This is a genomic window from Nonomuraea bangladeshensis (genome assembly GCF_039529455.1).
GTDB classification, from domain to species: domain Bacteria; phylum Actinomycetota; class Actinomycetes; order Streptosporangiales; family Streptosporangiaceae; genus Nonomuraea; species Nonomuraea bangladeshensis.
In genome coordinates this window covers 332859-355320 of the sequence record NZ_BAAAMV010000004.1, presented here as the reverse complement: position 1 = coordinate 355320, position 22462 = coordinate 332859, and the positions used below count along the sequence as shown (strand labels likewise).

General features: G+C 71.2%; 16 protein-coding genes and 1 pseudogene. 12 read left to right on the top strand and 5 right to left on the bottom strand.

Features of this window, described 5'->3' with window-relative positions; genetic code table 11:
* Window positions 1-188: 188 nt before the first annotated feature.
* Both ABD292_RS13475 and ABD292_RS13470 read right to left on the bottom strand, forming a co-directional pair.
* Window positions 189-866 carry an SDR family NAD(P)-dependent oxidoreductase gene (locus tag ABD292_RS13475; protein WP_344207497.1) on the bottom strand — a complete coding sequence of 226 codons (678 nt, stop codon included), beginning with the start codon at window positions 864-866 and terminating at the stop codon, window positions 189-191.
* A gap of 10 nt (window positions 867-876) precedes the next feature.
* A pseudogene (locus ABD292_RS13470) lies at window positions 877-2547 on the bottom strand (dihydroxy-acid dehydratase); the annotation flags it as partial.
* Between the two features lie 203 nt (window positions 2548-2750).
* On the opposite strand from ABD292_RS13470, the gene ABD292_RS13465 reads away from it, so the two are divergent.
* The 5 genes from ABD292_RS13465 (at window position 2751) to ABD292_RS13445 (ending at window position 7601) form a co-directional block, all read left to right on the top strand.
* On the top strand, window positions 2751-3521 hold the full coding sequence (locus ABD292_RS13465; protein ID WP_344207496.1) for an IclR family transcriptional regulator: 771 nt from the start codon (window positions 2751-2753) through the stop codon (window positions 3519-3521).
* A 142-nt stretch (window positions 3522-3663) separates the two neighbouring features.
* A complete protein-coding gene (locus tag ABD292_RS13460) occupies window positions 3664-3798 on the top strand; it encodes a hypothetical protein (protein ID WP_344207495.1) in 135 nt (44 codons plus the stop codon).
* Entirely contained in the window at window positions 3799-4833 is a 1035-nt protein-coding gene (locus ABD292_RS13455; protein ID WP_344207494.1) for a zinc-dependent alcohol dehydrogenase, read from the top strand.
* A 782-nt stretch (window positions 4834-5615) separates the two neighbouring features.
* Window positions 5616-7025, top strand: coding sequence for an alpha/beta hydrolase domain-containing protein (locus tag ABD292_RS13450; protein ID WP_344207493.1), 1410 nt, complete (start codon window positions 5616-5618; stop codon window positions 7023-7025).
* A 30-nt stretch (window positions 7026-7055) separates the two neighbouring features.
* A complete protein-coding gene (locus tag ABD292_RS13445; RefSeq protein WP_344207492.1) occupies window positions 7056-7601 on the top strand; it encodes a hypothetical protein in 546 nt (181 codons plus the stop codon).
* A 58-nt stretch (window positions 7602-7659) separates the two neighbouring features.
* Here the strand turns inward: ABD292_RS13445 and ABD292_RS13440 are convergent, their stop codons facing one another.
* Entirely contained in the window at window positions 7660-11271 is a 3612-nt protein-coding gene (locus ABD292_RS13440) for a LamG-like jellyroll fold domain-containing protein (protein ID WP_344207491.1), read from the bottom strand.
* Window positions 11272-11624: 353 nt separating this feature from the next.
* On the opposite strand from ABD292_RS13440, the gene ABD292_RS13435 reads away from it, so the two are divergent.
* The 7 genes from ABD292_RS13435 to ABD292_RS13405 all read left to right on the top strand — a co-directional run bounded on the left by ABD292_RS13435 (window position 11625) and on the right by ABD292_RS13405 (window position 21033).
* Window positions 11625-12653: a LacI family DNA-binding transcriptional regulator gene (locus ABD292_RS13435; protein WP_344207490.1), complete on the top strand. Its 1029-nt coding sequence runs from the start codon at window positions 11625-11627 to the stop codon at window positions 12651-12653.
* A gap of 66 nt (window positions 12654-12719) precedes the next feature.
* Window positions 12720-13988 (top strand): sugar ABC transporter substrate-binding protein, encoded by a 1269-nt coding sequence (locus ABD292_RS13430; protein WP_344207489.1) that lies wholly within the window; start codon window positions 12720-12722, stop codon window positions 13986-13988.
* Window positions 13989-13992: 4 nt separating this feature from the next.
* Window positions 13993-14931: a carbohydrate ABC transporter permease gene (locus ABD292_RS13425; RefSeq protein ID WP_344207488.1), complete on the top strand. Its 939-nt coding sequence runs from the start codon at window positions 13993-13995 to the stop codon at window positions 14929-14931.
* Window positions 14928-15734 (top strand): carbohydrate ABC transporter permease, encoded by an 807-nt coding sequence (locus ABD292_RS13420; protein ID WP_344207487.1) that lies wholly within the window; start codon window positions 14928-14930, stop codon window positions 15732-15734. Before ABD292_RS13425 ends, ABD292_RS13420 begins: the two co-directional genes overlap by 4 nt.
* A 19-nt stretch (window positions 15735-15753) precedes the next feature.
* Window positions 15754-17664 carry a glycoside hydrolase family 127 protein gene (locus ABD292_RS13415; protein WP_344207486.1) on the top strand — a complete coding sequence of 637 codons (1911 nt, stop codon included), beginning with the start codon at window positions 15754-15756 and terminating at the stop codon, window positions 17662-17664.
* 1 nt (window position 17665) lies between these two features.
* Entirely contained in the window at window positions 17666-19360 is a 1695-nt protein-coding gene (locus ABD292_RS13410; protein ID WP_344207485.1) for a CBM35 domain-containing protein, read from the top strand.
* Window positions 19361-19380: 20 nt separating this feature from the next.
* A complete protein-coding gene (locus ABD292_RS13405) occupies window positions 19381-21033 on the top strand; it encodes an amylo-alpha-1,6-glucosidase (protein WP_344207483.1) in 1653 nt (550 codons plus the stop codon).
* Here ABD292_RS13405 and ABD292_RS13400 read toward each other — a convergent pair.
* Both ABD292_RS13400 and ABD292_RS13395 read right to left on the bottom strand, forming a co-directional pair.
* The gene (locus ABD292_RS13400; RefSeq protein WP_344207482.1) at window positions 21009-21818 is read right to left on the bottom strand and encodes an MBL fold metallo-hydrolase; all 810 of its coding nucleotides are present in this window, start codon (window positions 21816-21818) and stop codon (window positions 21009-21011) included. The genes ABD292_RS13405 and ABD292_RS13400 overlap by 25 nt on opposite strands.
* Window positions 21812-22411: a dihydrofolate reductase family protein gene (locus tag ABD292_RS13395; protein ID WP_344207481.1), complete on the bottom strand. Its 600-nt coding sequence runs from the start codon at window positions 22409-22411 to the stop codon at window positions 21812-21814. The genes ABD292_RS13400 and ABD292_RS13395 overlap by 7 nt, the downstream gene beginning before the upstream one ends.
* Window positions 22412-22462 lie beyond the last annotated feature (51 nt).

The following is a 22462-nucleotide window of genomic DNA, read 5'->3' as shown; positions in this document are numbered from 1 at the left end:
CGCCTGCGCGGGACTTAATCGTATCAGCGGCCTCGGAACCCTTCATCGGTGTCCAGGCAGGCTCCGTCGGTGGCGGCCACTCCTTCCAGTTTTGGGGGCGCGTTCTGCGCGGCTACCTGGCCGCGCTCAACTCGGCCACTGGCTGATCCGGCATCGACGCGTGGCGGGGTCCCGGGCTCCGCCGCCCGTCAGTAGGTGGCCCGGCCGCCGCTGATGTCGTAGACGGCGCCGGTGGAGAAACTGACCTTGTCGGAAGCCAGCCAGGCGATGAGCTCGGCGACCTCTTCGGGCCTGCCGACGCGGCGCATGGGAATGAGGCTGGTGATATGGGCCAGAGCCTCGGGGGCGGTGTCGGCGTTCATCGGGGTCTCGATCACGGCGGGGGCGATGGCGTTGACCAGCACGCCGCTGGTGGCCAGCTCCTTGCCGAGCGACTTCGTCAGGGCGATGACGGCGGCCTTGCTGGCGGAGTAGGGGGCCATGTTGGGGTTGCCGTCCTTGCCCGCCATGCTGGCGAGGTTGACGATGCGGCCCCAGCCACGCTCGCGCATGCCGGGGACGAAGGCGCGGCAGGTGTGGAAGGTGCCGTTGACGTTGACACCGAAGGTGCGCTGCCAGCCGTCGAGGGGGATCTCCCACAGGGGCGCGTTGGGGCCGACGACGCCGGCGGAGTTGACGAGGATGTCGACGGGGCCGATCTCGTCGGCGGCGGCCTGGACGGCTGCCGGGTCGGCGACGTCCACGACGAGGTCGGCGCCGTCGGCGACGTCGAGGGTGATGACGTCGACACCGTCGGCTTCGAGGCGGATGGCGGCGGCCTTGCCCAGGCCGCTGACGCCGCCGGTGATGAGGGCGGTGCGGGACATGGGGGTCCTTTCAGTGGGATTCGCGGGGTACGGCGTCGCCGCTGGAGCCGATGAGGAAGTCGAGGTCCGCGCCGGTGTTGGCCTGCTGGACGGTCTCGACGTAGAGGCGCTGCCAGCCCCGCTCCGGCCGGGCGAACGCCCGGGTCATCTCCGGGGAAGGGTGCCGGGCGGCGAGTTCGCCGGCCGGGAGGTCGATGTCGAGGCGCCGGTTCTCGACGTCGAGGATGATCATGTCACCGGTGCGGACGAGGCCGAGCGGCCCGCCGGCGGCGGCTTCGGGGGCGACGTGCAGGATGACGGTGCCGTAGGCGGTGCCGCTCATGCGGCCGTCGCAGATGCGGACCATGTCGCGTACGCCCTGGGCGAGCAGCTTGGGCGGCAGCGGCAGGTTGGACACCTCGGGCATGCCGGGATAGCCCTTGGGGCCGCAGCCGCGCAGGACGAGCACCGCGTCGGGCGTGACGTCGAGGTCGTCGATGCGGGCGTGCAGATCCTCGACGGAGTCGAACACGACGGCCGGGCCGCGGTGCTGGAGCAGGTGAGGTGAGGCGGCGGCGGGCTTGATGACCGCGCCGTCAGGGGCGAGGTTGCCGTACAGGACGGCGATTCCGGCATCCTGTTGCAGCGGCTGCCGCCGGGAGCGGATCACCTCGCGGTCGTGCACCTTCGCGTCGCCCAGCGCCTCGACCAGGGGGCGGCCGGTGACGGTGATCGCGGCCGGGTCGAGCAGGTCACGCACCTCGTTCAGGACCGCGTGCAGGCCGCCGGCCCGGTAGAGGTCGTCCATGAGGTGCCGGCCGGCGGGCTGCAGGTCGGCGAGGAGGGGGACGCCGGAGCCGGTGCGGTCGAAGTCGTCCTGGGTCAGGTCGACGCCGAGCCGTCCGGCGATGGCGAGCAGGTGGACGACGGCGTTGGTGGAGCCGCCGAGGGCGGCCAGTGCGACGATGGCGTTGAGGAACGAGCCGCGCGTCATGACGTGCGAGGGGCGGCGCACATCGGCGATCATCTCGACGACGAGGCGGCCGGTCTCGTGGGCGCCTTCGAGCAGGCGGCTGTCGGGGGCGGGAGTCCCCGCCAGGCCGGGCAGCGTCATGCCGAGCACCTCGGCCAGCAGGCCCATGGTGGAGGCGGTGCCCATCGTGTTGCAGTGACCCTTGCTGCGGATCATCGACGACTCCGAGCGGAGGAAGTCGGCCTCCGACAGCGTCCCGGCGCGTACCTCCTCGCTGAGCCGCCACACGTCGGTGCCGCACCCGAGCGGGACGCCCCGGAAGGTGCCGGTGAGCATCGGCCCGCCGGGCACCACCACGGCGGGCAGATCCACCGAAGAAGCGGCCATGAGCAGCGCGGGAATCGTCTTGCCGCAGCCGCCGAGCAGCACCACGCCGTCGATCGGGTTGGCGCGCAGCATCTCCTCGATCGCCATCGCCGCCATGTTGCGCCAGAGCATCGCGGTGGGCCGGACGTTCGTCTCGCCGAGCGACACCACCGGCAGGTTCAGCGGCACGCCGCCCGCCTCCCACACGCCGTGCTTGACGTGCTCGGCGACCTCGTTCAGGTGCATGTTGCAGGGGGTGAGGTCGGAGGCGGTGTTGGCGATCGCGATGTGCGGCCGGCCGTCGAACGCGCCGGACGGCAGCCCGCGCCGCATCCACGCCCGATGGATGTAGGCGTTGCGGTCGCTGCCTGCGTACTACTGACCGCTGCGGCTCCAGGCCATGAAGACAACCACGCTTTCCGGTGACGAGGGCGGGGAGGGTAGTCGCGCTGCACATACGTATAAGTCGGGCAGCCGTTCGTGAGGCTAGTGGAACTCCGCAACGGCGGGAAGTCCATCCTAGGAGAAACTTCAACTCTTCGGAATGATGGTCTACTATCCGGAAAATGAGCGACACGGAAGACGAGCACAAACTCGTGGGCTCCGACCGCGTCCTCGCGGTGCTGGCCGAACTGGCCCGGCACCCCGACGGGATCGGGCTGGAGGAGATGGCGCGCTCCGTGGCAAGCCCCAAAGCGACCGTGCATCGAGCGCTGGCGGCGCTTCGCCGCGCCGGTTTCGCCACCCAGCACGGCCACGGCCGCTACCTGCTGGGAGACGAGTTCCTGCGGGTGGCCTTCGCCCACCACGAGGCACGGCCCGATCACGTCCGGGTCACCCCGATCCTGCGAGCGCTCTGCGAGCGCCACGGCGAAACGGTGCACTACGCGGTGCTGGACGGCCCCTCGGTCGTCTACCGCTCCAAGCTCGACCCGCCGTCCGGAGCCATCCGGCTGACCTCCGTGGTCGGAGGCCGCAATCCGGCGCACTGCACCGGGGTGGGCAAGGTGCTGCTGGCACATGCCCTGCCCGACGCGGACGCCGTCCGCGCCTGGGTGGGCGATCGTGAGCTGGAACGCCCGACGGAACGCTCCATCGCCACGGCGGAGGAACTGCACGCCGAGCTGGTACGCGTGCGCGAGCAGGGCTACGCCGTCGACGATCAGGAGAACGAGCCGGGGGTCCACTGCGTCGCGGTCGCGGCGTTCCTCACCTCTCCCAGCGTGCCGAGCGGCGCCGTCAGCGTCACCGGCCTGGCCTACCGGACCCCGCTGCGGACACTCATCGACGACCTGCCCGGCATCCGCGCGATCGTCAACGGAGAGGACCCCTCGTGAAGGGCACCACGGACGACCGTCACGCCAGGAGGTCCTCGTCACCGCCCCTTCCACCCACCCAGAATCTGGCCCGGCCAAGCCCTCTCGACGGTCGCCAGTCCACCGCGAATTCTCACTGATCTACGGAGAACCCCCCTTGCACATGATGCCCATTGGCGCGCCCGGCGCCGAGAAGCCGGTCGTCCGCGTGGACGACACCCCCTCCATCGACGTCCCCGACCTCACCCCCGACCTCGGCGAGCGCACGCAGCGTCAGCACCTCGCCGGAGCCCGGTAGATGCGCGCCCTCGTGCTGACCGGCCCCGGCAAGGCCGAGGTCCAGGACGTTCCCGCGCCGGTCGCCGCCGCCGGACAGGTCATCGTGGACGTGGAACGGGTCGGCGTGTGCGGCACGGACGTCGAACTGTTCACCGGGGAAATGAGCTACCTGCACACAGGCGCCTCCTCCTACCCGCTCCGGCCAGGTCACGAGTGGGCCGGCGTCGTCTCCTCCACCGGCGAGGGCGTGGACGCGGCCTGGATCGGGCGGCGGGTGACCGGCGACACGATGATCGGCTGCGGCCGGTGCCGCCGCTGCCTGAGCGGCCGGCATCACGTGTGCCCCGACCGGCACGAGCTCGGCATCCGCGACGGGCTGCCCGGAGCGCTGGCCGAACAGCTCGCCGTCCCGGTCACGTCCCTGCACGCCCTGCCGGACACGATGGACGCCACCCTCGGCGCCCTCGTCGAACCCGGCGGGAACGCGCTGCGCAGCGTCAACGCCGCCGCGCCGGCCCCCGGCGAGCGGCTGCTGATCCTCGGCACCGGCGCCATCGGGATGCTGGCCGCCCTCTTCGCCCGCGCCGCCGGAACCCGGGTGCACCTCATGGGCCACGACCCCGCACAATTGCACCTGGCCGCCTCCTTCGGCTTCGACGGAGTCTGGACCCGTGACACGCTGCCGGCCCTGCCGTGGGACGCGGTCATCGACGCCTCCAACTCCCCGGCACTCCCCGCCCTCGCCCTGGACCTGGTCGAACCGGCCGGACGTGTCGTCTACATCGGCCTGGCCGGAACGCCCAGCACGGTCGACACCCGCGACATCGTCCTGAAAGACGTCACCACGGTCGGCATCCTCGGCGCGTCCGCGGGCCTGCCGGGCGCCATCGCCGCGTACGCGGACGGCTCGGTCGATCCGCGCCCGCTGGTCGCAGCGACGATCGCCCTGGAGGAGGTGGCCGCCGTGCTGAGCGGACACCTCCCGGACCGCGTGGGGCCAGGCCCGAAGTTCCTGGTGGCTCCGCGACGGGAGCGGCCGGACGCGACGCCGTAGCAGGATCCGGCCGGAGCCAGGTGCCTGGGCGGGGGAGCGGACCGGATCTCGCCACCCGCCGCCGCTCGACATGCATGCGCGGGATGATCTTCGGCGGTCGCCTCCGCCGAAAGCACGCCATGCAGCTCGGGGAACCCCGGGTGCGCCATGTTCCCCAATGCCCGGGCGCTTTGACCGGGCGGAGACGGGCGCTCCAGTGGCAGCCGCGTCTGCTGGGGGCGGCGTCTGCTGGGGGCGGCGCAGGGGAGTCTCACTACTTGACATAAGAGCCGTTATCAAGCACGCCGATTGAAGCTGCAACCGTGTCAAAGAGGCGTCGGAGGGACAACTTCACGGCGTCCAGGAGTATCAGTCCACCGTCTGGCTACAGCCCGCCCAGTAAAAGCCTGTCTGGACAAGAAGGGAGGCTCGCAGGAAACCCGCCGACTCTATTGTCGACGTCTCCAGTAGCATCAAGATCACGAATCGCCTGAGCACTCTCGCAAGGGAAAGTGCAAAGCTATTCATATCGGACAGAAGGCGAATTCTGTCTGGTGTAAGATCAATTTCGTCATACCTACAAATGCCCGGCGCGCCGGCCAGCTGCGCCTCGTGACCTGGGCACGCGAGCCGCACACGGGCGCAATCGACGGCCGGGTCTGCTCCTCCAGTTCGAGGCGGCAGGCCACAAGCAACGCTTCGGCACCCCGCTGTGACTGGTGATTTCCCCGATGCCCGGGGGCGGCCTCCAGTGGAAACTGGCGTCTGTTTCCCGTCGCCGCCCTCCAAGGAGGAGATCCAGCATGTTCGAGCGATTTCGTCACGGCCTCTCGCGGGCCGTGGCCATCTTGGGGGCGGTGGTCGTCCTGCTGCCCGCCGCCCCGGCGCGAGCGGACGCGGCGGCGGCCGGCGTCGCCGAGATCCCGGCCGGCGCGGGCCAGGGCAGGATCGTCGGGGCCACCGTGGCCGACCTCGCCGCCCGCGGGTACGAGGAGCGCGAGTTCCTGATGAGCGGCAGCGCCGACATCTTCCAGAAGACCGGCACCTGGTACACCAACGGCCAGTGGGGTGCCCGCCGCAGCGGCGTCGTCCAGGCGTACACCACCCGGCTGCTGGTCGAGCGGCCGGCCGACCCGGCCAGGTTCAACGGCACCGTGGTCGTGGAGTGGCTGAACGTCAGCTTCGGGGTGGACATCGGCGTGGAGTGGTCGCAGTCGCACGAGCTGTTCACCCGCGCCGGGTACGCCTACGTCGGCGTCACCGCGCAGAAGGTCGGCGCCGACAAGCTCAGGAGTCTCGACCCCGTCCGCTACGGGCAGGTCTCGCTGGCCTCGGACGCGTTGTCGTACTCGATCTTCGCGCAGGCAGCCGAGGCGGTGCGGACGCACGGGCAGGCGCTGCTGGGGACGGGCGCGCCGGTGAAGGTCCTGGCCGCGGGCCACTCGCAGTCCGCCGGACGCCTGGCCACCTTCGCCAACGCGATCCAGCCGATCATCCCCGCCTATGAGGGGTTCCTCGTCCATGGACGGGGCGCCGGCGCCGCGCCCATCGGGGACGGGGTCGTCGCCCTGCCCCTCACCGCCCGGATCCGCGCCGACACCGCCGTCCCCGTCTTCCAGGTCGAGTCCGAGACCGACGTCAGGACGTTCGCCGACGCCCGCCAGCCTGACGGCGCCCGGATCCGGACGTGGGAGGTCGCCGGGACCGCGCACGCCGACGCGTACGGGCTGACCCAGTACAACGCCCAGAACGCGCGCGACCGCGCCATCAACGACGGGCGTCCCATCTCCTGTGACCGGCCGGTCAACGCCATGACCTGGCGGTACGCGTCCAACGCCGCCTACCACCACCTCGACCGGTGGGTGCGCGGGCTGGGCGCGCCGCCCGCGGGGCCGCAGATCAGCCTGCTGCTGGGCACCATCCGGCGCGACGGTGACGGCAACGCGCTGGGCGGCGTGCGGCTGCCCGACCTGGACGCGCCGCTGGCCGTCTACGGCCCGACCAACAGCGGCGGCGAGATCACGGGCGCGTGCCTGCTGCTCGGCTCCACCACCCCGTTGAGCGGTGCCCGGTTGCTCCAGCTCTATCCCACGCGGCAGGACTACGTCACCGCCTTCACCCGGGCCGCCGACCGGGCCCTCGCCGCCGGCCACCTTCTGCCCGCCGATCACGCCGAGGCCGTCGCGCGGGCCGGCGCCACCCCGATCCCCTGACGGCTCCGAGTCCGGCGGTACCGTGCAGCGATGGGCGAAGGGGAATCGAACCGGAGTGCCGTCGTCATTCCGGGCGGTATGTACGGACCGCAGGCGGGACTGCTCGCCTACGTCAGCGAGGCAGCCGCCCGCCGTGGCGCCCGTCTGGAACTGATCTCGTGGACACCGCCGGAGGGCCGGCCCCTGGTGGAGCGGCATTCCTGGGTCTGCGAGCAGGTGACGCCGGTGCTGGAGAAGCTGGCAGCGCCGCTGTTGATCGGCAAGTCGCTCGGCTCGTACGCCGCCGCCGTGGCCGCCGATCGCGGCTTGCCGGGCGTCTGGCTGACGCCGTTGCTCACGATGCCCGCATGTGTGGGGCCGTTGCGTCGGGCCGCCCAGCCGTTCCTGCTCGTCGGCGGCACCGCGGACGAGTTCTGGGATGGCGGGCTGGCGCGGGAGCTGACGCCGCACGTCCTGGAGGTCGACGGCGCCGATCATGGCATGAAGGTGCCGGGGCCGTTGCGTAGATCCGCGGAGGTGCTCGGTCTGGTGACGACGGCCGTTGAGTCCTTTCTCGACGGCGTCGTCTGGAGCTGACCGCAGGAGCGGGTCGCCGCCCGTGCCTGGTCGCAGGCACGGGCGGCGAATTCGTGGGTCAGCGGTTGTAGCGCGCCACCGTGATCCTGTCGATCACCGGTGCGTACTGGGAGCGCAGGAGCACTCCGGGGAACGTCTGCGACGCGTACGTCGTGCCGTCGAAGTTCGGCAGCTCCTGGCTGGAGAACCGGACCGTGTTGTCTCCCTTCTTCAGGGTCACCGGCACGGTGAGCTCCCAGAAGTTGTTCTCGTGGAAGGTGTGGGGGAACAGGACGCGCTGCGGGGCGGCGCCGTTCACGGTGATGTCGGCGTGCCGGGCGAGCGGGTCGGGGTTGTAGTGGGTGGCGGGTGACTGCTCGGGGTTGGAGTAGCGCACGCGCATGGCGTACGTGCCGGGGGTGTCGGCCCGGACGGTGAAGGTCAGGGTGTTGGCGTTGCCCGGGGTGCCGCCGATTCCGGTGACGGCGGACTTGCCGCTGGCGAGGGTGAGCGGCTTGGCGGTGGCGGTGCCGGCGAGCTGGGCCGATTCCGCCTCGTAGACGGTGGCCGGGAGCGCGTCGGGGGCGGGGCGGACGTCGAGGCGGTCGATGATCGTGGTGGCCGAGCGGCCGGTGACGGTGACCTTGTTGACGCCGCCTGACAGTGACACGGTCGCGGTGGAGTCGCCGCGCCGGGCGTCGTCCAGCACCTCCAGGCCGTTGACGGCCATCTTCGCCTTGCCGGATCCGAACAGCTTGAGGTCGAGGACGGCCGCGGTGTCCTGGGCGGAGTAGATCCAGAAGGTCACCGACTGGCCTTTGGCGGCCGTCGCGGCGCCGGAGCCGGAGATTCCGGTGCCCTTGACGTCGTAGGCCGCTCGTGCTCCGCGGAGTTCGGCCAGTTCGGCCTCGTAGCGTGAGGTGGCCGCGGCCGGGTTCGGCAGTGAGAGGTGGATGCGGTCGACGATGGCGTCGCCCTTGGTGGTCTTGGAGCCGTCGAGGCTGCGCGCGGCCAGGGAGATGACGTGGGTGCCCGCCGTGAGCTGCACGGTGGTGTCGGCGTGGTCCCACACGACCCACTTGTAGCCGAGGGGCAGGTGGAGCTCCTGCTCCGCTCCCCCGTCCACGCGGACGAAGACGTTGGTGGGTCCCTGTTCGCGTACCAGGTCGTAGGTGTTGAGGGAGTTGGCGAAGACGCTCAGGTCGTAGCGGCCGGTCTGCGGCACTTCGACGGTGAAGTCGAGGACGCCGTCGGAGCCGGTGCGCAGGCCGCCGACGTCGTAGCGGCCGGAGGTGTAGAACTTCGACACGTCCGACGGTGAGCCTTCGGGTCCGTTGCGGGTGTAGCCGCCGCCGGTGTACTTGGCGTCCTCGGCCTCGTACGACCGCTCCCACAGGTGCGGCGCCGAGGCCGTCTCGGTGCCGGTCCCGGCGGGGGTCAGGACGATCTCGTACGCCGACGACTCCTCCAGCGCGGGCAGGTCGAGGACGACGGCTCCGTTCTCGACGGTGATGTCACGTTCGGCGACGATCTCGGGCTGCGGGGAGTCGCCGATCTGCCCGGTCCACGGGATCTCCCTGATCCAGGCGTGGACCTTGCGGCCGAGGACGTTCGCGGGGACGTTCTCGAAGCGGATGTGGCCGGGGCCGCTCGCGCCGCCGAAGATGGTGCGGGCCTGCTTCTTGGCGGGGTCGAGCGTGGCGAGGCCCTGGAGGCTGTAGTTCCTGCCGGGGTAGGGCGGCGTGACCTGGACGGTGTGGCCGCTCATCTGGCCGTAGGCGTGCAGCAGCCACCATTGGCCGTTGCCCCGGTTGGCCTGGACGGCGGAGTCGGACAGGTTGCCGTCGATGTTCCAGTAGGCGATGTCGGCGTCCACCTTGGACTCCTCGATGGCCGACACCCACTGGATCATCTGGCCGGGCACGGAGGTGTGGTAGTTGAAGGCGTACTCGTTGATGTTGATGGGGAGTTTCTTGCCGGCGTAGGGGGTGCCGGCGAAGACCTCGGCCTCCATCTCGCGGTAGCGCTTGACGCTGGTGCGCACCTGCTCGGGGTGGCTGAGCTCGTGCCAGGTCATCACCTCGGGAACCGTGCCGGCCTCGACGGTGTGCTGGAGGTAGCCCTTGACCTGGGAGTACAGCACGCTGGTGTTGGGTCCGGCGATGCGGGCGTCGGGCATCTTGCCCTTGATGAGCGCGTGGACCTCGTCCCATGCCTTGAAGTAGTGCCGGGGGTCGGTGAGCCAGCTCACCCGGTTGTAGCTCCACTCCCCCGTGCCGAACATGTTGCCTTCGGGCTCGTTGAACGGGACGAACACGATGTTGTCGCGATATTTCGGGTCGAGCTGCAGGACCTGGTCCACCTGCTTGGCGATCTTCTGCTTGAACAGGTCGAGCTTCTCCTCCGGCGTGCTGCCCGGCCACTGGTACGGGAAGCCGCGGTGGATGTCGGTCATGTAGATGTACACGTCGCCGTCGGTGCTGTCGGCCAGCGGCTTGACCACCTCCAGGGCGTCCGCGCCCGGATGCTGCGGGCCGTCCTGGGCCTTGGTCGAGACCGTGCGCAGCTTCATGCCCTCGATGAGGTTGTTCGTCGGCACGCCGGGCCCGTACAGGCCGTAGAGCGTGCCGGACGCGCCGCCGTGGAAGGCGCCGGTGTCCTTGGCCAGGTCGATGACGAGCTGGCCTTCGCGGATCACCGTGACCTGGGCGGTGACGGGCCGGCCGCCGGCCGTGCCCGTGACGGTGAACGTCCCGGCGGTGGCGTACTTGGCCGGGTCGACGGCCGGCCAGGTGATGGGCAGGTCGCGGTCGTAGCCGTCGGAGAAGGTGGCGCGGACGGCGGGCGGCAGGGCGGGCGCGGCGCCGATGGAGGTCCGCACGTCGAAGGCGTTCTGGCTGAGGCCGGTGGGCGTGGGCGGGGTGCCGCCCGCCACCTCGGCCACCTGCTCGGCCGTGAGCGCCGCGCCGTAGACGCGGAAGTCGTCGATCGCGCCGTCGAACAGCGGGTCGGCGTAGAACGAGCGCCCGATGAACCCGGCGGACGTGGTCGAGGCGTCGATCAGCTGCTTGGCGGTGATGGTCGTGGGGGCGGAGGCGACGGCGGCCCCGTCGAGGTAGGTCGTGATCCGCCCGGCGGCCGTGTCGAGGGTGACGGTGAGCGTCTTCCAGGCGTTCGCGGGAAGCGGGGCGTAGCCGGTGACCTGCGCCTCCGCGCCGCCGCCCGACGTGGTGAGCGCCGTGCGCAGCTTCCCGTCGCCGTTGTACGGGGTGCTGAACAGGTAGCGGGTGTTGTCCTTGCCCAGCGCGTAGATCCACTGCCAGGGGGACGTGGTGCCGTCCCACTTGACCCGCGCGGAGACGGTCAGGTCGGTCCTGTCCTTGATCGCGGCCAGCGGCAGCTTGACGTAGGCGCCGCCGGAGGTCGGGGCGCCGCCGGGCAGGCTCAGCGCGTGCCCGCCCGCCGCGCCGTCCACGAGCGTCGCGGTGGCCGCGTTGACCAGCTCGCCGTGCAGGCCGTTGCCGGAGGAGTCGGTGATGGAGGCGGTGGTGACGTCGTCGGTGTCGAACTCGTAGACGAGCACGGGGGCCGGAGCGGCGGCGGCGCCCGCGATCCCCGTGGTCAGCGAGAGGGTGAGTGCCGCCGGGAGGAGTCCTGCGCACAAGGCCCTGGTGATGCTCGGGAATGCCATTGCGATGTCCCTGAGATGTGAGCGCTAACAAGGCGGTGGGAGCAGAGCGCGACGCAACCGAGGGTTTCGCGTAGGTTACGTAGCTCCGTCGCGCCCGTCAATGGGGTGATCCTCTGGCGTTTCCGACATGTCACGATTCGGTATCGCCGGTTGTGGGCGGTCTTGACGGCCCGCCCGCACGGGAGCGACAGTCGAGCCACATCGTTGAACCGGTTCGCTCGCTCCGGTGATCGCAGGATGGCGTCGGTGTGACGTGAGCCTGCCCATCTCCAGGAAGAAGGCGACTTCGGGACGATGATGCATGGGAGCAGTGCAACGCAATCGTCGAACCGGTTCAACAGCAGGAGGTGAGAGTGGCGACGATCGGAGACGTGGCCCGGGAGGCCGGGGTGAGCCGCAGCACGGCGTCGTACGCGCTGTCGGGCAAGCGGCCCATCTCGGAGGAGGTGCGCCGGCGCGTGCTGGCCGCCGCCGAGGCGCTCGCGTACACGCCGAACGCCGGCGCCCGCGCGCTCGCCACCGCCCAGACCAAGGTCCTCGGTCTGCTCGCCCAGTTCCACGAAGACGAGTTCGCGCCCGCGATGTTGCAGTACATCCTGGGCGTCACGAACACCGCCCGCGACCTGGGCTACGACACGCTGCTGGTCACCGAGGCCGACGGGGTGCGGGCGCTGCGGCGCATCACCGACTCCCGGATGGTCGACGGCGTCGTGCTCATGAACATCGCCCAGGACGACGCCAGGCTGCCCATCCTGCGCGCCGCGCCGCAGCCGGGCGCGCTGGTCGGGCTGCCCGGCGACTGCTCGGGGCTCGACGTGTTCGACCTGGACTTCGAGGAGGCCGGGCGGGTGATGGTGGACCACCTCCACCGGCTCGGCCACCGCGAGCTCATCCTGATCTCCCATCCAGAGCACGTGGTCGAGCGCGGCGGCGCGTACGTGTGGCGCCTGCGCGACGCCGCGCTCGACCGCGCCCGTCAGCTCGGCGTCACCCTGCACGCCGTGTACGGCGAGTCCCGGCAACCCGCCGTGGGACGCCTGCTCAACGGCCTGCTCGACGCCTACCCGGCGGCGACCGGCCTGCTGATCAACAACGAGGCGGCCGCGGCGGCGCTGCCGTCGGTCACCTACCAGCGGGGGCAGCGGGTGCCCGAGGACCTGTCGGTCATCGGCCGTTACTCCGCCGACTTCGCCGCGACCTTCTCCCTGCCCTATTCGTTCATCGAGAGCGCGCCCGACCGCCTCGGCTCCATGGCCGTGCGGCAGCTCGTGCGCCGCGTGGAGTCCACGGCGGCCAGGAAAGAGCCGTTCGTGGTGCGCTTCATCTCGCCCGAACTGGCCGATCGGGGCAGCACCGCTCCCCCGAGGCCGCACTCCCGCTAGCACCGGCCCCCTACCCCCCACACGTACAGCACGCTCGCAATGGGAGCGTTAACATTGGAGGAATCGATGAACCGTCCGTCGATGTCCACGAGGGCGGCGGTCTTCGGAACCGCCGTCCTGGCCCTGGCCGCCTGCGCCTCCACGCCGCCGCAGAGCGGCGCCTCCTCCTCCGCCGGCGCCGGCGCCACGAGCGGCGCGTACACCTGGTGGGACCCGTACCCGCAGCACGACGCGAACTCCGCCTGGGCCAAGCGGGTCGACACCTGCGCCGGGCAGGCGGGCGTCACCATCCAGCGCACCGCCTACGACACGACCGCCCTCACCAACCAGGCGCTCCTGGCCGGTCAGGAAGGCAACGCGCCCGACGTCATCCTCCTGGACAACCCGGCCGTCTCGACGCTGGCCGACGCCGGGATGCTCACCGCGATGGCCGACTTCGGCCTCGACACCTCCAGGTTCGACAAGAACCTCATCGCCGCCGGCGAGCTGGACGGCAAGACGTACGGCATCCCCATCGGCGCGAACACCCTCGCCCTCTACTACAACAAGAAGATCCTGGACGAGGCGGGCGTCGACCCGGCCTCGATCAAGGACTGGGCCTCGTTCGGCGAAGCGCTGAAGAAGGTCAAGGCGGCGGGCAAGAAGCCGATCACCTTCGCGGGCATCGGCACGGAGGAGGGCTCCTTCCAGTTCCTGCCGTGGTTCTGGGGCGCGGGCGCGCAGCTCACCCAGCTCGACTCGCCCCAGGCCGTCGAGGCGCTGACGTTGTGGACCTCGTGGGTCAAGGACGGCATCGCCCCCAACTCGGTCATCAGCAACTCGCAGAACACCACCTGGGAGGAGTTCCTGACCGGCGAGTTCGCCTTCGCCGAGAACGGCACCTGGCAGATCAACAGCGCCGCGAAGGCGGACTTCCCGACCGGCGTCGTGCAGATCCCCGGCAAGGACGGCGGCGCCGCCCCCACGCCCACGGGCGGCGAGTTCATCACCGTCCCCGTGCAGAAGGACACCGCCAGGTACGCCGTCACCAAGAAGATCCTCGAATGCATGACGACGCCCGAGGGCCTGGTGGAGACCGGGACCACGTTCGCGTACTACATCCCCTCGACGGCCGCCGGCCAGGAGGCCATCCTCGCCAAGGAGGCCTCGCTCAAGCCGTGGGTGGAGGCCGTGCGCAGCGCCAAGGGCCGGACGAGTGACAACCTCGGCACCGACTACCCGAAGATCTCCGAGGCGCTGTGGACCGGCGTGCAGAAGGCGCTGAGCGGCTCGGCGAGCCCCGCCGACGCGCTCAAGGAGGCGCAGGCCCAGGCGAAGCAGGCCACCGGCAACTGATCCCATGACGTCACTTCGCACCGGGACGGTCGCGGCGGGGGGAGCCGTGCGGGCAGCCCCCTCGCGCGGGCGGGCGCGGCGGTGGACGGCCGCCGCCTTCCTCGCCCCGCTCGTCGTCTACCTGCTCCTGTTCTACGCCTATCCGCTCTACCGCAACATCGAGCTGAGCGTGCACGACTACACGCCGCGCGCCTTCATCCAGGGGAACCCGGAGTTCACCGGCCTGGAGAACTATCTCCGGATCCTCTCCGACGACGCGTTCCTGAGCGCGCTCGGCAACACGGCGCTGTTCACGCTGGGCTCCATCGCCGTCCAGTACGCCATCGGGCTGGCGCTCGCGGTCTTCTTCCACCGCAACTTCCGCCTCTCGGCGGCGCTGCGCGCGATGTTCCTCGTGCCGTGGCTGCTGCCGCTGATCGTGTCGGCGTCCACCTGGTCGTGGATGCTCAACAGCGAGAACGGCATCGTCAACGCGGCGCTGCGGGCCTTCGGCATCGGGCAGATCAACTGGCTGACCTCCCCGGACACCTCGCTGCTGGCGGTGACCATCGCCAACATCTGGCTCGGCGTCCCGTTCAACCTGGTGATCCTGTACGCCGGGCTGCAGAACATCCCCGCCGACCTGTACGAGGCGGCCGGCCTGGACGGGGCCGGGGCGTGGCAGCGGTTCCGCCGCATCACGTTCCCGCTGCTGCGGCCGGTGTCGATGATCACGCTGCTGCTCGGGCTGATCTACACGCTCAAGGTCGTGGACATCATCTGGATCATGACGAGGGGCGGCCCCGCGGACGCCTCCACGACGCTGGCCATCTGGTCCTACCGCGAGGCGTTCGGCACCGGCCAGCCCGACTTCTCCCCGGCGGCGGCTGTCGGCAACCTGCTCATCCTCATCGCCTTCGCCGCCGGGCTCGCCCACGTGCGCCTGCAGAAGGAGACGGCATGAGAGCGTGGAGAACCGTCGCGGGCGTCGTCCTGGTGGGCGTGATGCTCTTTCCCGTCTACTGGATGTTCAACGTCTCGCTCACCAAGACCAGCGACATGCGGGCCGACCCGCCCCACTGGTTCCCGTGGGACCCCACGTTCGAGGGGTACGCCGCCGCGTTCTCCCAGCAGCTGCCCGCCCTGGCCACCAGCCTCTTCATCGGCCTCGGCACGGTCGCGCTCACGCTCGCGGTGTCCCTGCCCGCCGGGTTCGCCCTGGCCAAGCTGCGCCCGCGCGGCGGGCGGACGATCGACTTCCTGCTGCTGGTCGCGCAGATGATCCCCGGCGTCGTCATGGCCATGGGCTTCTACGCGATCTACATCAGGCTGGGGCTGCTCAACACCGTTCCCGGCCTGATCGTGGCCGACTCGACGCTGGCCGTGCCGTTCGCGGTGCTGCTGTTCAGGGCGTTCATGGCGGGCATCCCCGCCGAGGTCATGGCGGCGGCGCAGATCGACGGGGCGAGCACCTGGCGCACGTTCGTGTCGATCGTGCTGCCGCTCAGCCGCAACTCCGTGATCACCGTGTCGCTGTTCGCCTTCCTGTGGGCGTGGTCGGACTTCATCTTCGCCTCGACGCTCAACCGCAACAGCGACGTCATCCCGATCACGCTCGGCATCTTCCGCTACATCGGCAACAACACCACGCAATGGAACTCGATCATGGCGACCGCCGTGATCGCGTCGCTTCCCGCGGCGTTCCTGCTCGTCCTCGCGCAGCGCTACATCGCCGCCGGGGTCACCGCGGGCGCCGTGAAGGACTGAAAGAAAGGGTTCTCACCATATGACCAGCCCCGTGCTGCCGTCACACGGCCGGGCACGCCCCCTCGGGCTCGCGCAGGTCACGCTCACCGGCGGGTTCTGGGGCGACCGGCAGGCCGTGAACGCCACGGCGACGCTCGCCCACTGCGAAGCGTGGATGGAGCGCCTCGGCTGGCTGGCCAACTTCGACCGGGTCGCCGACGGGACCACCGGCCCCGACCGTCCCGGCTGGTCGTTCTCCGACTCCGAGGTCTACAAGCTGCTGGAGGCCCTGGCCTGGGAGAGCGCGAGGACCGGCGACCCGGGGGCGGAGGCGGCGATCAAGCGGCTCACCGCCCGCGTCGCCCGCGCCCAGGACCCGGACGGGTACCTCAACACCTGCTTCGGCCACGGCGACCAGCCGCCGCGCTACAGCGACCTGGAGATGGGCCACGAGCTGTACAACACCGGGCACCTGCTCCAGGCCGCCGTCGCCCGGCTGCGCACCCACGGCGAGGACGACCTGGTACGGGTCGCGCGGCGGGCCGCCGACCACGTGTGCCGCGCCTTCGGCCCCGGCGGGATCGACGGGATCTGCGGCCATCCGGAGATCGAGGTCGGCCTGGCCGAGTTCGGCCGCGCCCTGGGAGAGGAGCGCTACGTCGAGCAGGCCCGCCTGTTCCTCGACCGGCGCGGTCACGGCAGGCTGAGGGACATCCCGCTGGGGCGGGCGTACTTCCAGGACGACGTCCCGATCAGGCAGGCCGACGTGTGGCGCGGCCACGCCGTCCGCGCGCTCTACCTCGCCGCCGCGGCGGTCGACGTCGCGGTCGAGCGCGGCGACGACGAGCTGCTGCGCGCCGTGGAACGCCAGTGGGAACGCTCGGTCGCCCGCCGCACCTACATCACCGGCGGCATGGGCTCGCGCCACCAGGACGAGGGCTTCGGCGAGGACTGGGAGCTGCCTCCCGACCGGGCCTACTGCGAGACCTGCGCCGGAGTCGCCTCCGTCATGGTCTCCTGGCGGCTGCACCTCGCCACCGGCGACGTGCGCTACACCGACCTCATCGAGCGCACGCTCTACAACGTCATCGCGGCCTCGCCGAGCGCCGACGGCCGGGCCTTCTTCTACGCCAACCCCCTCCACCAGCGGGTCCCCGGCAGGCCGGCCGATCCCGACGAGGTGAGCCCGCGCGCCGAGGGTGGTGCGCGGGCCGCCTGGTTCGACGTCTCCTGCTGCCCGACGAACGTCGCCCGCACCCTGGCCAGCCTGCACGCCTACCTGGCCACCAGCGACGACGACGGCCTGCGGATCCACCAGTACGCGCCCTGCCGGATCCGCGCCGAGCTGCCGGACGGGCGGCCGGTGTCCGTGGACGTCGAGACCGCCTACCCCGACAGCGGGACCGTCCGCGTCAGGATCGCTGCCGACGCCGGCGCGCCCTGGACGCTCACCCTGCGCGTCCCCGCCTGGGCCGCGGGGGCCACGCTGACCGAGGGCGGCCGGACCCGCCCTGCCGAGCCCGGCCTGGTGAGCGTGCGGCGGGCCTTCCGCGCCGGCGACGAGATCGTCCTCGACCTGCCCATGGAGCCCCGCTTCAGCTGGCCCGACCCGCGCATCGACGCCGTACGGGGGTGCGTGGCGGTCGAACGCGGGCCCGAGGTGCTGTGCCTGGAGTCCCGCGACCTGCCCGATCCCGGCGGGCTCGACTCCCTGGTCGTCGATCCCCGCGCCGTCCCCCGGGCCGTTCCCGGTGGCGCGGTGGTCCGTGGCCGGGTGCTCGGCCTCGCCGGCGGGGCCTGGCCCTATCCCCCGGATCCGGCCGGGGCCGCCCCCGGCGAGTGGTTCGACGTGCGGCTCGCGCCCTACCACGGGTGGGCGCGGCGCGGCACGTCGAGCATGCGCCTCTTCCTGCCCGTCTCCTCTGCTCAGCCCCCGACACAAGGAGAGTGACATGTCCCGCATCCGAGTGCTCGCCTTAGCCCTGGTCACCACGGCCGCCACCGTGGTGGCCGGAGCACCCCCCGCCGCGGCGGCCGGGGCGACGCTGACCGTCAACGTCGCCCAGCCCTTCCGCCCGGTCACCCACGCCGCCTCCGGCGGTCTCTACGGCCTGGCGGAGAACTCCCGCCCCGCCGACTCCACCCTGCTGCCGATCAAGGTCAACTCGCTCACCCAGCCCGCCCCCGGCGTCGGCCAGCGGCCCAACGGCCAGCCGCCGGGCGGCGACTCGCTGCTGATCGCCCCGCAGGCCGACCGCGTCGGCGCCGGCCAGTACATCCGCATGCCCGACATCTACCCGAACTTCCCCTACCAGTGGGTGAGCTGGAACGACTGGCTGGCCAAGGTCGACACCATGGTCAGGGCCAGGCTCGCGGCCACCACCGTCACGAACGTCCTGGCCTGGGAGCTCTGGAACGAGCCCGACTACACCTGGAACACCGCCGCCGCCGGCAACTTCAACGACGGCTGGGTCCGTACGCACCGGGCGGTCCGCGCGCTCGACCCGCTCACGCCGATCGTCGGCCCCAGCACGGCGACGTACAGCCGGTCGTGGATGCAGGCGTTCCTGACCCGCGCCCGCGACACCGGCACGCTGCCCGACATCATCTGCTGGCACGAGCTGAGCAACCCCGGCAGGATCGCCGCCGACCTCGCCGACTACCGCAACCTGGAAGCCTCGCTCGGCATCAGCCCGCGCCGCATCTCCATCAACGAGTACGCCGCCCCCGCCGAGGTGGACGTCCCCGGCCGGATCGCCAGCTACGTGGCCAAACTCGAACGCGGCGGCGTCGAGTCCGCGCACCGCGCCTTCTGGTACGAGTACGGCACCATGAACGGCCTGGTCGTCAACAACAACCAGCCGACCGGCACGTGGTGGCTCTACAAATGGTACGGCGACATGGCCGGCAACATGGTCACCACGACCACCAGCTCGACCTCCCTGGACGGCTTCGCCGCCTACGACCCCACCCGCAAGATCGTCAACGTGGTGTTCGGCGACGAGGCGGGCACCAACACGGTCAACCTGACCGGCCTCGGCGCGCTCGGCTCCAGCGTCCGCGTCACGCTCCTGTCCACCCCGTCCAGCGGGCGCTTCACCGCCGTGACCGCCCCCACCACCGTCTCCACCACCACCCGTACGGTCAGCAACGGCCAGCTCAGCGTCTCGGTGCCGAACATGGTCGCCACCAGCGCCTACCAGCTCGTCGTCGAGCCGGCCACCGGCGTGCCGGCCTACCAGCAGCGCTACGAGGCCGAGAACGCCTCGGTCTTCCGCGCCCAGCGGCTGACCTCCTCCAGTGCGTCGGGCGGCGGCTACGTCGGCCGCATCGACAACTCCGGCACCCCGCGCACCGACAGCTACGTCGACTTCGTCGTCAACGTGCCGGCCGCCCGCGCGTACACGATGACCATCGGCTACGCCAACGCCACCGGCGCCACCGCCACCCAGGGCCTGGCCTACAACGGCGGCGCCTGGACCACCGTCAGCTACCCGCCGACCGCCGCGTGGGGCCAGTTCGGCGCCACGGTCAGCACCACGGTGAACCTGCGGGCGGGCTACAACGTGATCCGGCTGGCCAAGGGGTCGCCGCACTTCGCGGGCGGCACCGGCTACGCCGAACTGGACTACATCCACCTCACCTGATTCGAAGGGACCCCGGCTTCATGACCGCCTCAGGCCCGGAGTTCTCCCTGTGGGAGATCCCGTTCAGCTACCACGGATCGTGGTTCGGCTTCTCGCCCGTGGTGGCGGAAGGGACCTACGCGGAGGAGGTGCATCTGGTCTCGCACCAGACCGGCATGCACGCGGTCATGAAGCTGGTCCCCGAGACCGCCGCCACGATCACGGCCACCCCCCACCGGCTCACCTGGCACGACGGCCTGATCGACCTCGCCTACGAGAGCGTGGACACGGTGCGGGTGCGCGGCCGCGGCGCCGGGCTGCGCGTGCTGGCCGCGGACCCGGTCCTGACGCCGTTCAGCGGCCCGTACTTCTACCAGGACCCCGTGGACGGCTCGTACGTCTTCACCCTCTACCAGACCGGCCGCCGCTACCGGATCACCCTGCTCGGCGGGCGGGCCGAGCCCCTGGGCGCGCAGGCGCTCGGCGCCGCCGAGCGGGGGATCCGCCTGAGCGGCGAGTGGGAGATCGCCATCGAGGAGTACGAGACCGCCCGCGCCCCCTACACCGCCAAGGACCCCTTCGACCAGGTGGTCAAGGCGGCACGGGCGGAGTTCGAGGCGTTCGCGCAGGCGGTCGCGCCGTGGCGCGGCGAGCGGACGCCCGCCGCCGAACTGGCCGCCTACGTGCTGTGGTCGGCCACCGTGCGCCCGGCCGGGTTCGTCACCCGCCCGGCGGTGCTGATGTCCAAGCACTGGATGGACAAGGTGTGGAGCTGGGACCACTGCTTCAACGCCATCGCCGTCGCCGGGGGTCTGCCCGGCCTGGCCTGGGACCAGTACCGCCTCCCCTTCGACCACCAGGACGCCTCCGGCGCGCTCCCCGACTCCGTCACCCACTCCGAGATCCTCTACAACTTCGTCAAACCGCCCATCCACGGCTGGGCCCTGCGGCACCTCCCCGATGCGGCGCCCGACGTCTACCCGCTGCTGGAACGCTGGACCACCTTCTGGCTCACCGCCCGCCGCGTCCCCGGTCACGAGCTGCCGCACTACCAGCACGGCAACGACAGCGGCTGGGACAACGCCACCACCTTCGACCCCGAACGCGTCGTGCAGAGCGCCGACCTGGCCGCCTTCCTCATCCTCCAGCTGCGCGAGCTGGCCCGCCTGGCCCCCGGCCCCGACGCAGCCGCCCGGTGGAGCGCGCAGGCCGACCGGATGCGCGAGGCGCTGCTCGCCGAGCTGTGGGACGGCGAACGGTTCGTCGCCCGTGGCGTGCCGTCGGGACGTACCTGGTCCAGCTCCAGCCTGCTCGACCTCATGCCGATCGTGCTGGGAGAGGAGCTGCCGCGTCCCGTCCGCGCGGCGCTGGCCGCCGCGATCGAGCGGCACCTGACCGCGTACGGGCTCGCGACCGAGCTGCCGGACTCACCGCACTACCTGGACGACGGCTACTGGCGCGGCCCCATCTGGGCGCCCTCGACCGTGCTGATCGAGGACGGGCTGCGCCGCGCCGGCTACCCGGACCTGGCCGACGAGATCAGCGCCCGCTTCCGCGCGCTGTGCGAGCGGTCGGGGTTCGCCGAGAACTTCGACGCCCGCACCGGCCAGGGCCTGCGCGACCGCGCCTACACCTGGACGGCGGCCGCCTACCTCCACCTGGCCGCCGCTCACGAGCGGCGGGCGAGGCCCTGAACCTGCCCGTCGTGCACGTCGCTCACCCACTCCCAGCCGGGCCTGGCCGACGGGCCGATCCGCGGGTCACTCACGGGCTTGTCGTCGCGCAGGGCCTCCACGTACGCCCGATCCAGGTCGATCTGCGCGCGCAGCCGTCCGGCGTCGCCGGCGGAGCCGTGACCCGGGACGAAGACCTCGACGTCGCCCGCCACCCCGTCGAACAGCCGCAGCGCGTCGAGGTAGTCCCCGATCGGGTCGGCGGCGTCCAGGTCGAGCATCGGGACCAGGACGTCGGAGAGCATGTCGCCGGCGACGAGAACCCCGCGTTCCTCGACGAGCAGCGCCGCGTGCCCCTTGGCGTGCGCCTGGTGCTCGATGATCCGGACCTCGGGGCCGTCCCAGGGAACCCGCGTGGCTCCGGCGGGCAGAGCGGTGAGGAGGCCGAACAGCTCCAGCGGTGTCTCCCCGGCGATCTCCGGCGGTAGCGCCTCGGCGAGGCGGGCCCGCCAGTCCGCGTCCGCCCGCAGCTCGCGCAGCTCGGCCGCGCAGCGGGCGGTGCCGTAACGGGGCGCGTCGCCGAGCTCGGCGTGCCAGAGCGCGTGATCCCAGTCGGGGTGCGTCGCGAAGCCCGCCACGACGGGCAGGCCCCGCCGGCGAAGCTCGTCCGCGAGGGCGGCCATCTCGTCGCCGGTGATCCCGGGGTCGATGAGCAGCACGCCGGCCGGGCCCTGCACGACGACGGCGTTGTTCTGGAGCAACGGGCTCTGGTGGACCAGCACACCCTCCGCGACCTGCTTCAGCACGTGCCTGCCTCCTTCGTGTCCTGGACGGCGTAACGACGCATCGTGACGCCGCGCTCGAACGATCGGTGCTCGATGAGGTCGAGCTCGATCGGGATGTCGTAGTCGTCGAACAGCGGCCTGCCGAAGCCGAGGATCGACGGGTGGGTCCAGAGCAGCAGCTCGTCGAGGAGCCCCGCCCGGAGCAGCTGGGTGGCGAGCGTCGCGCCGCCGACGCTGATGGTGCCGTCGGTGCCGGCCCGCAGGGCGGCCAACTGGTCGATCGCGTCGTCGCCGCCGATGATCCGGGTGCCGTGGGCGGCGCTGCGGCGGGTGCGGGAGACGAGGATCTTGGGCTTGGCGGTCCAGAGCTCGCCGTACTCACGCATGTAGTCCGGCAGCGACGCGTCCTCGGGCGCCCGCGGCCAGTATTCCTCCATCGCCTCGTAGTAGACCCGGCCGTGGACCATGAGGGCGAGCTCCCGCGTCCGCGCGTTGGCCTCGCGGTGCATCTCCTCGCCGAGGCGCAGCCACTCGCCCGCGCCGTTGTCCCCGGGCACCTGCTCGATCCGCAGGTCGAGGGACACGTTCATCGAATAGACGAAGCGGCCCATCATCTCCTCTTCCCAAGTGATTGCACTTTGCAAGTACTATAGGTGGAGTGAAAT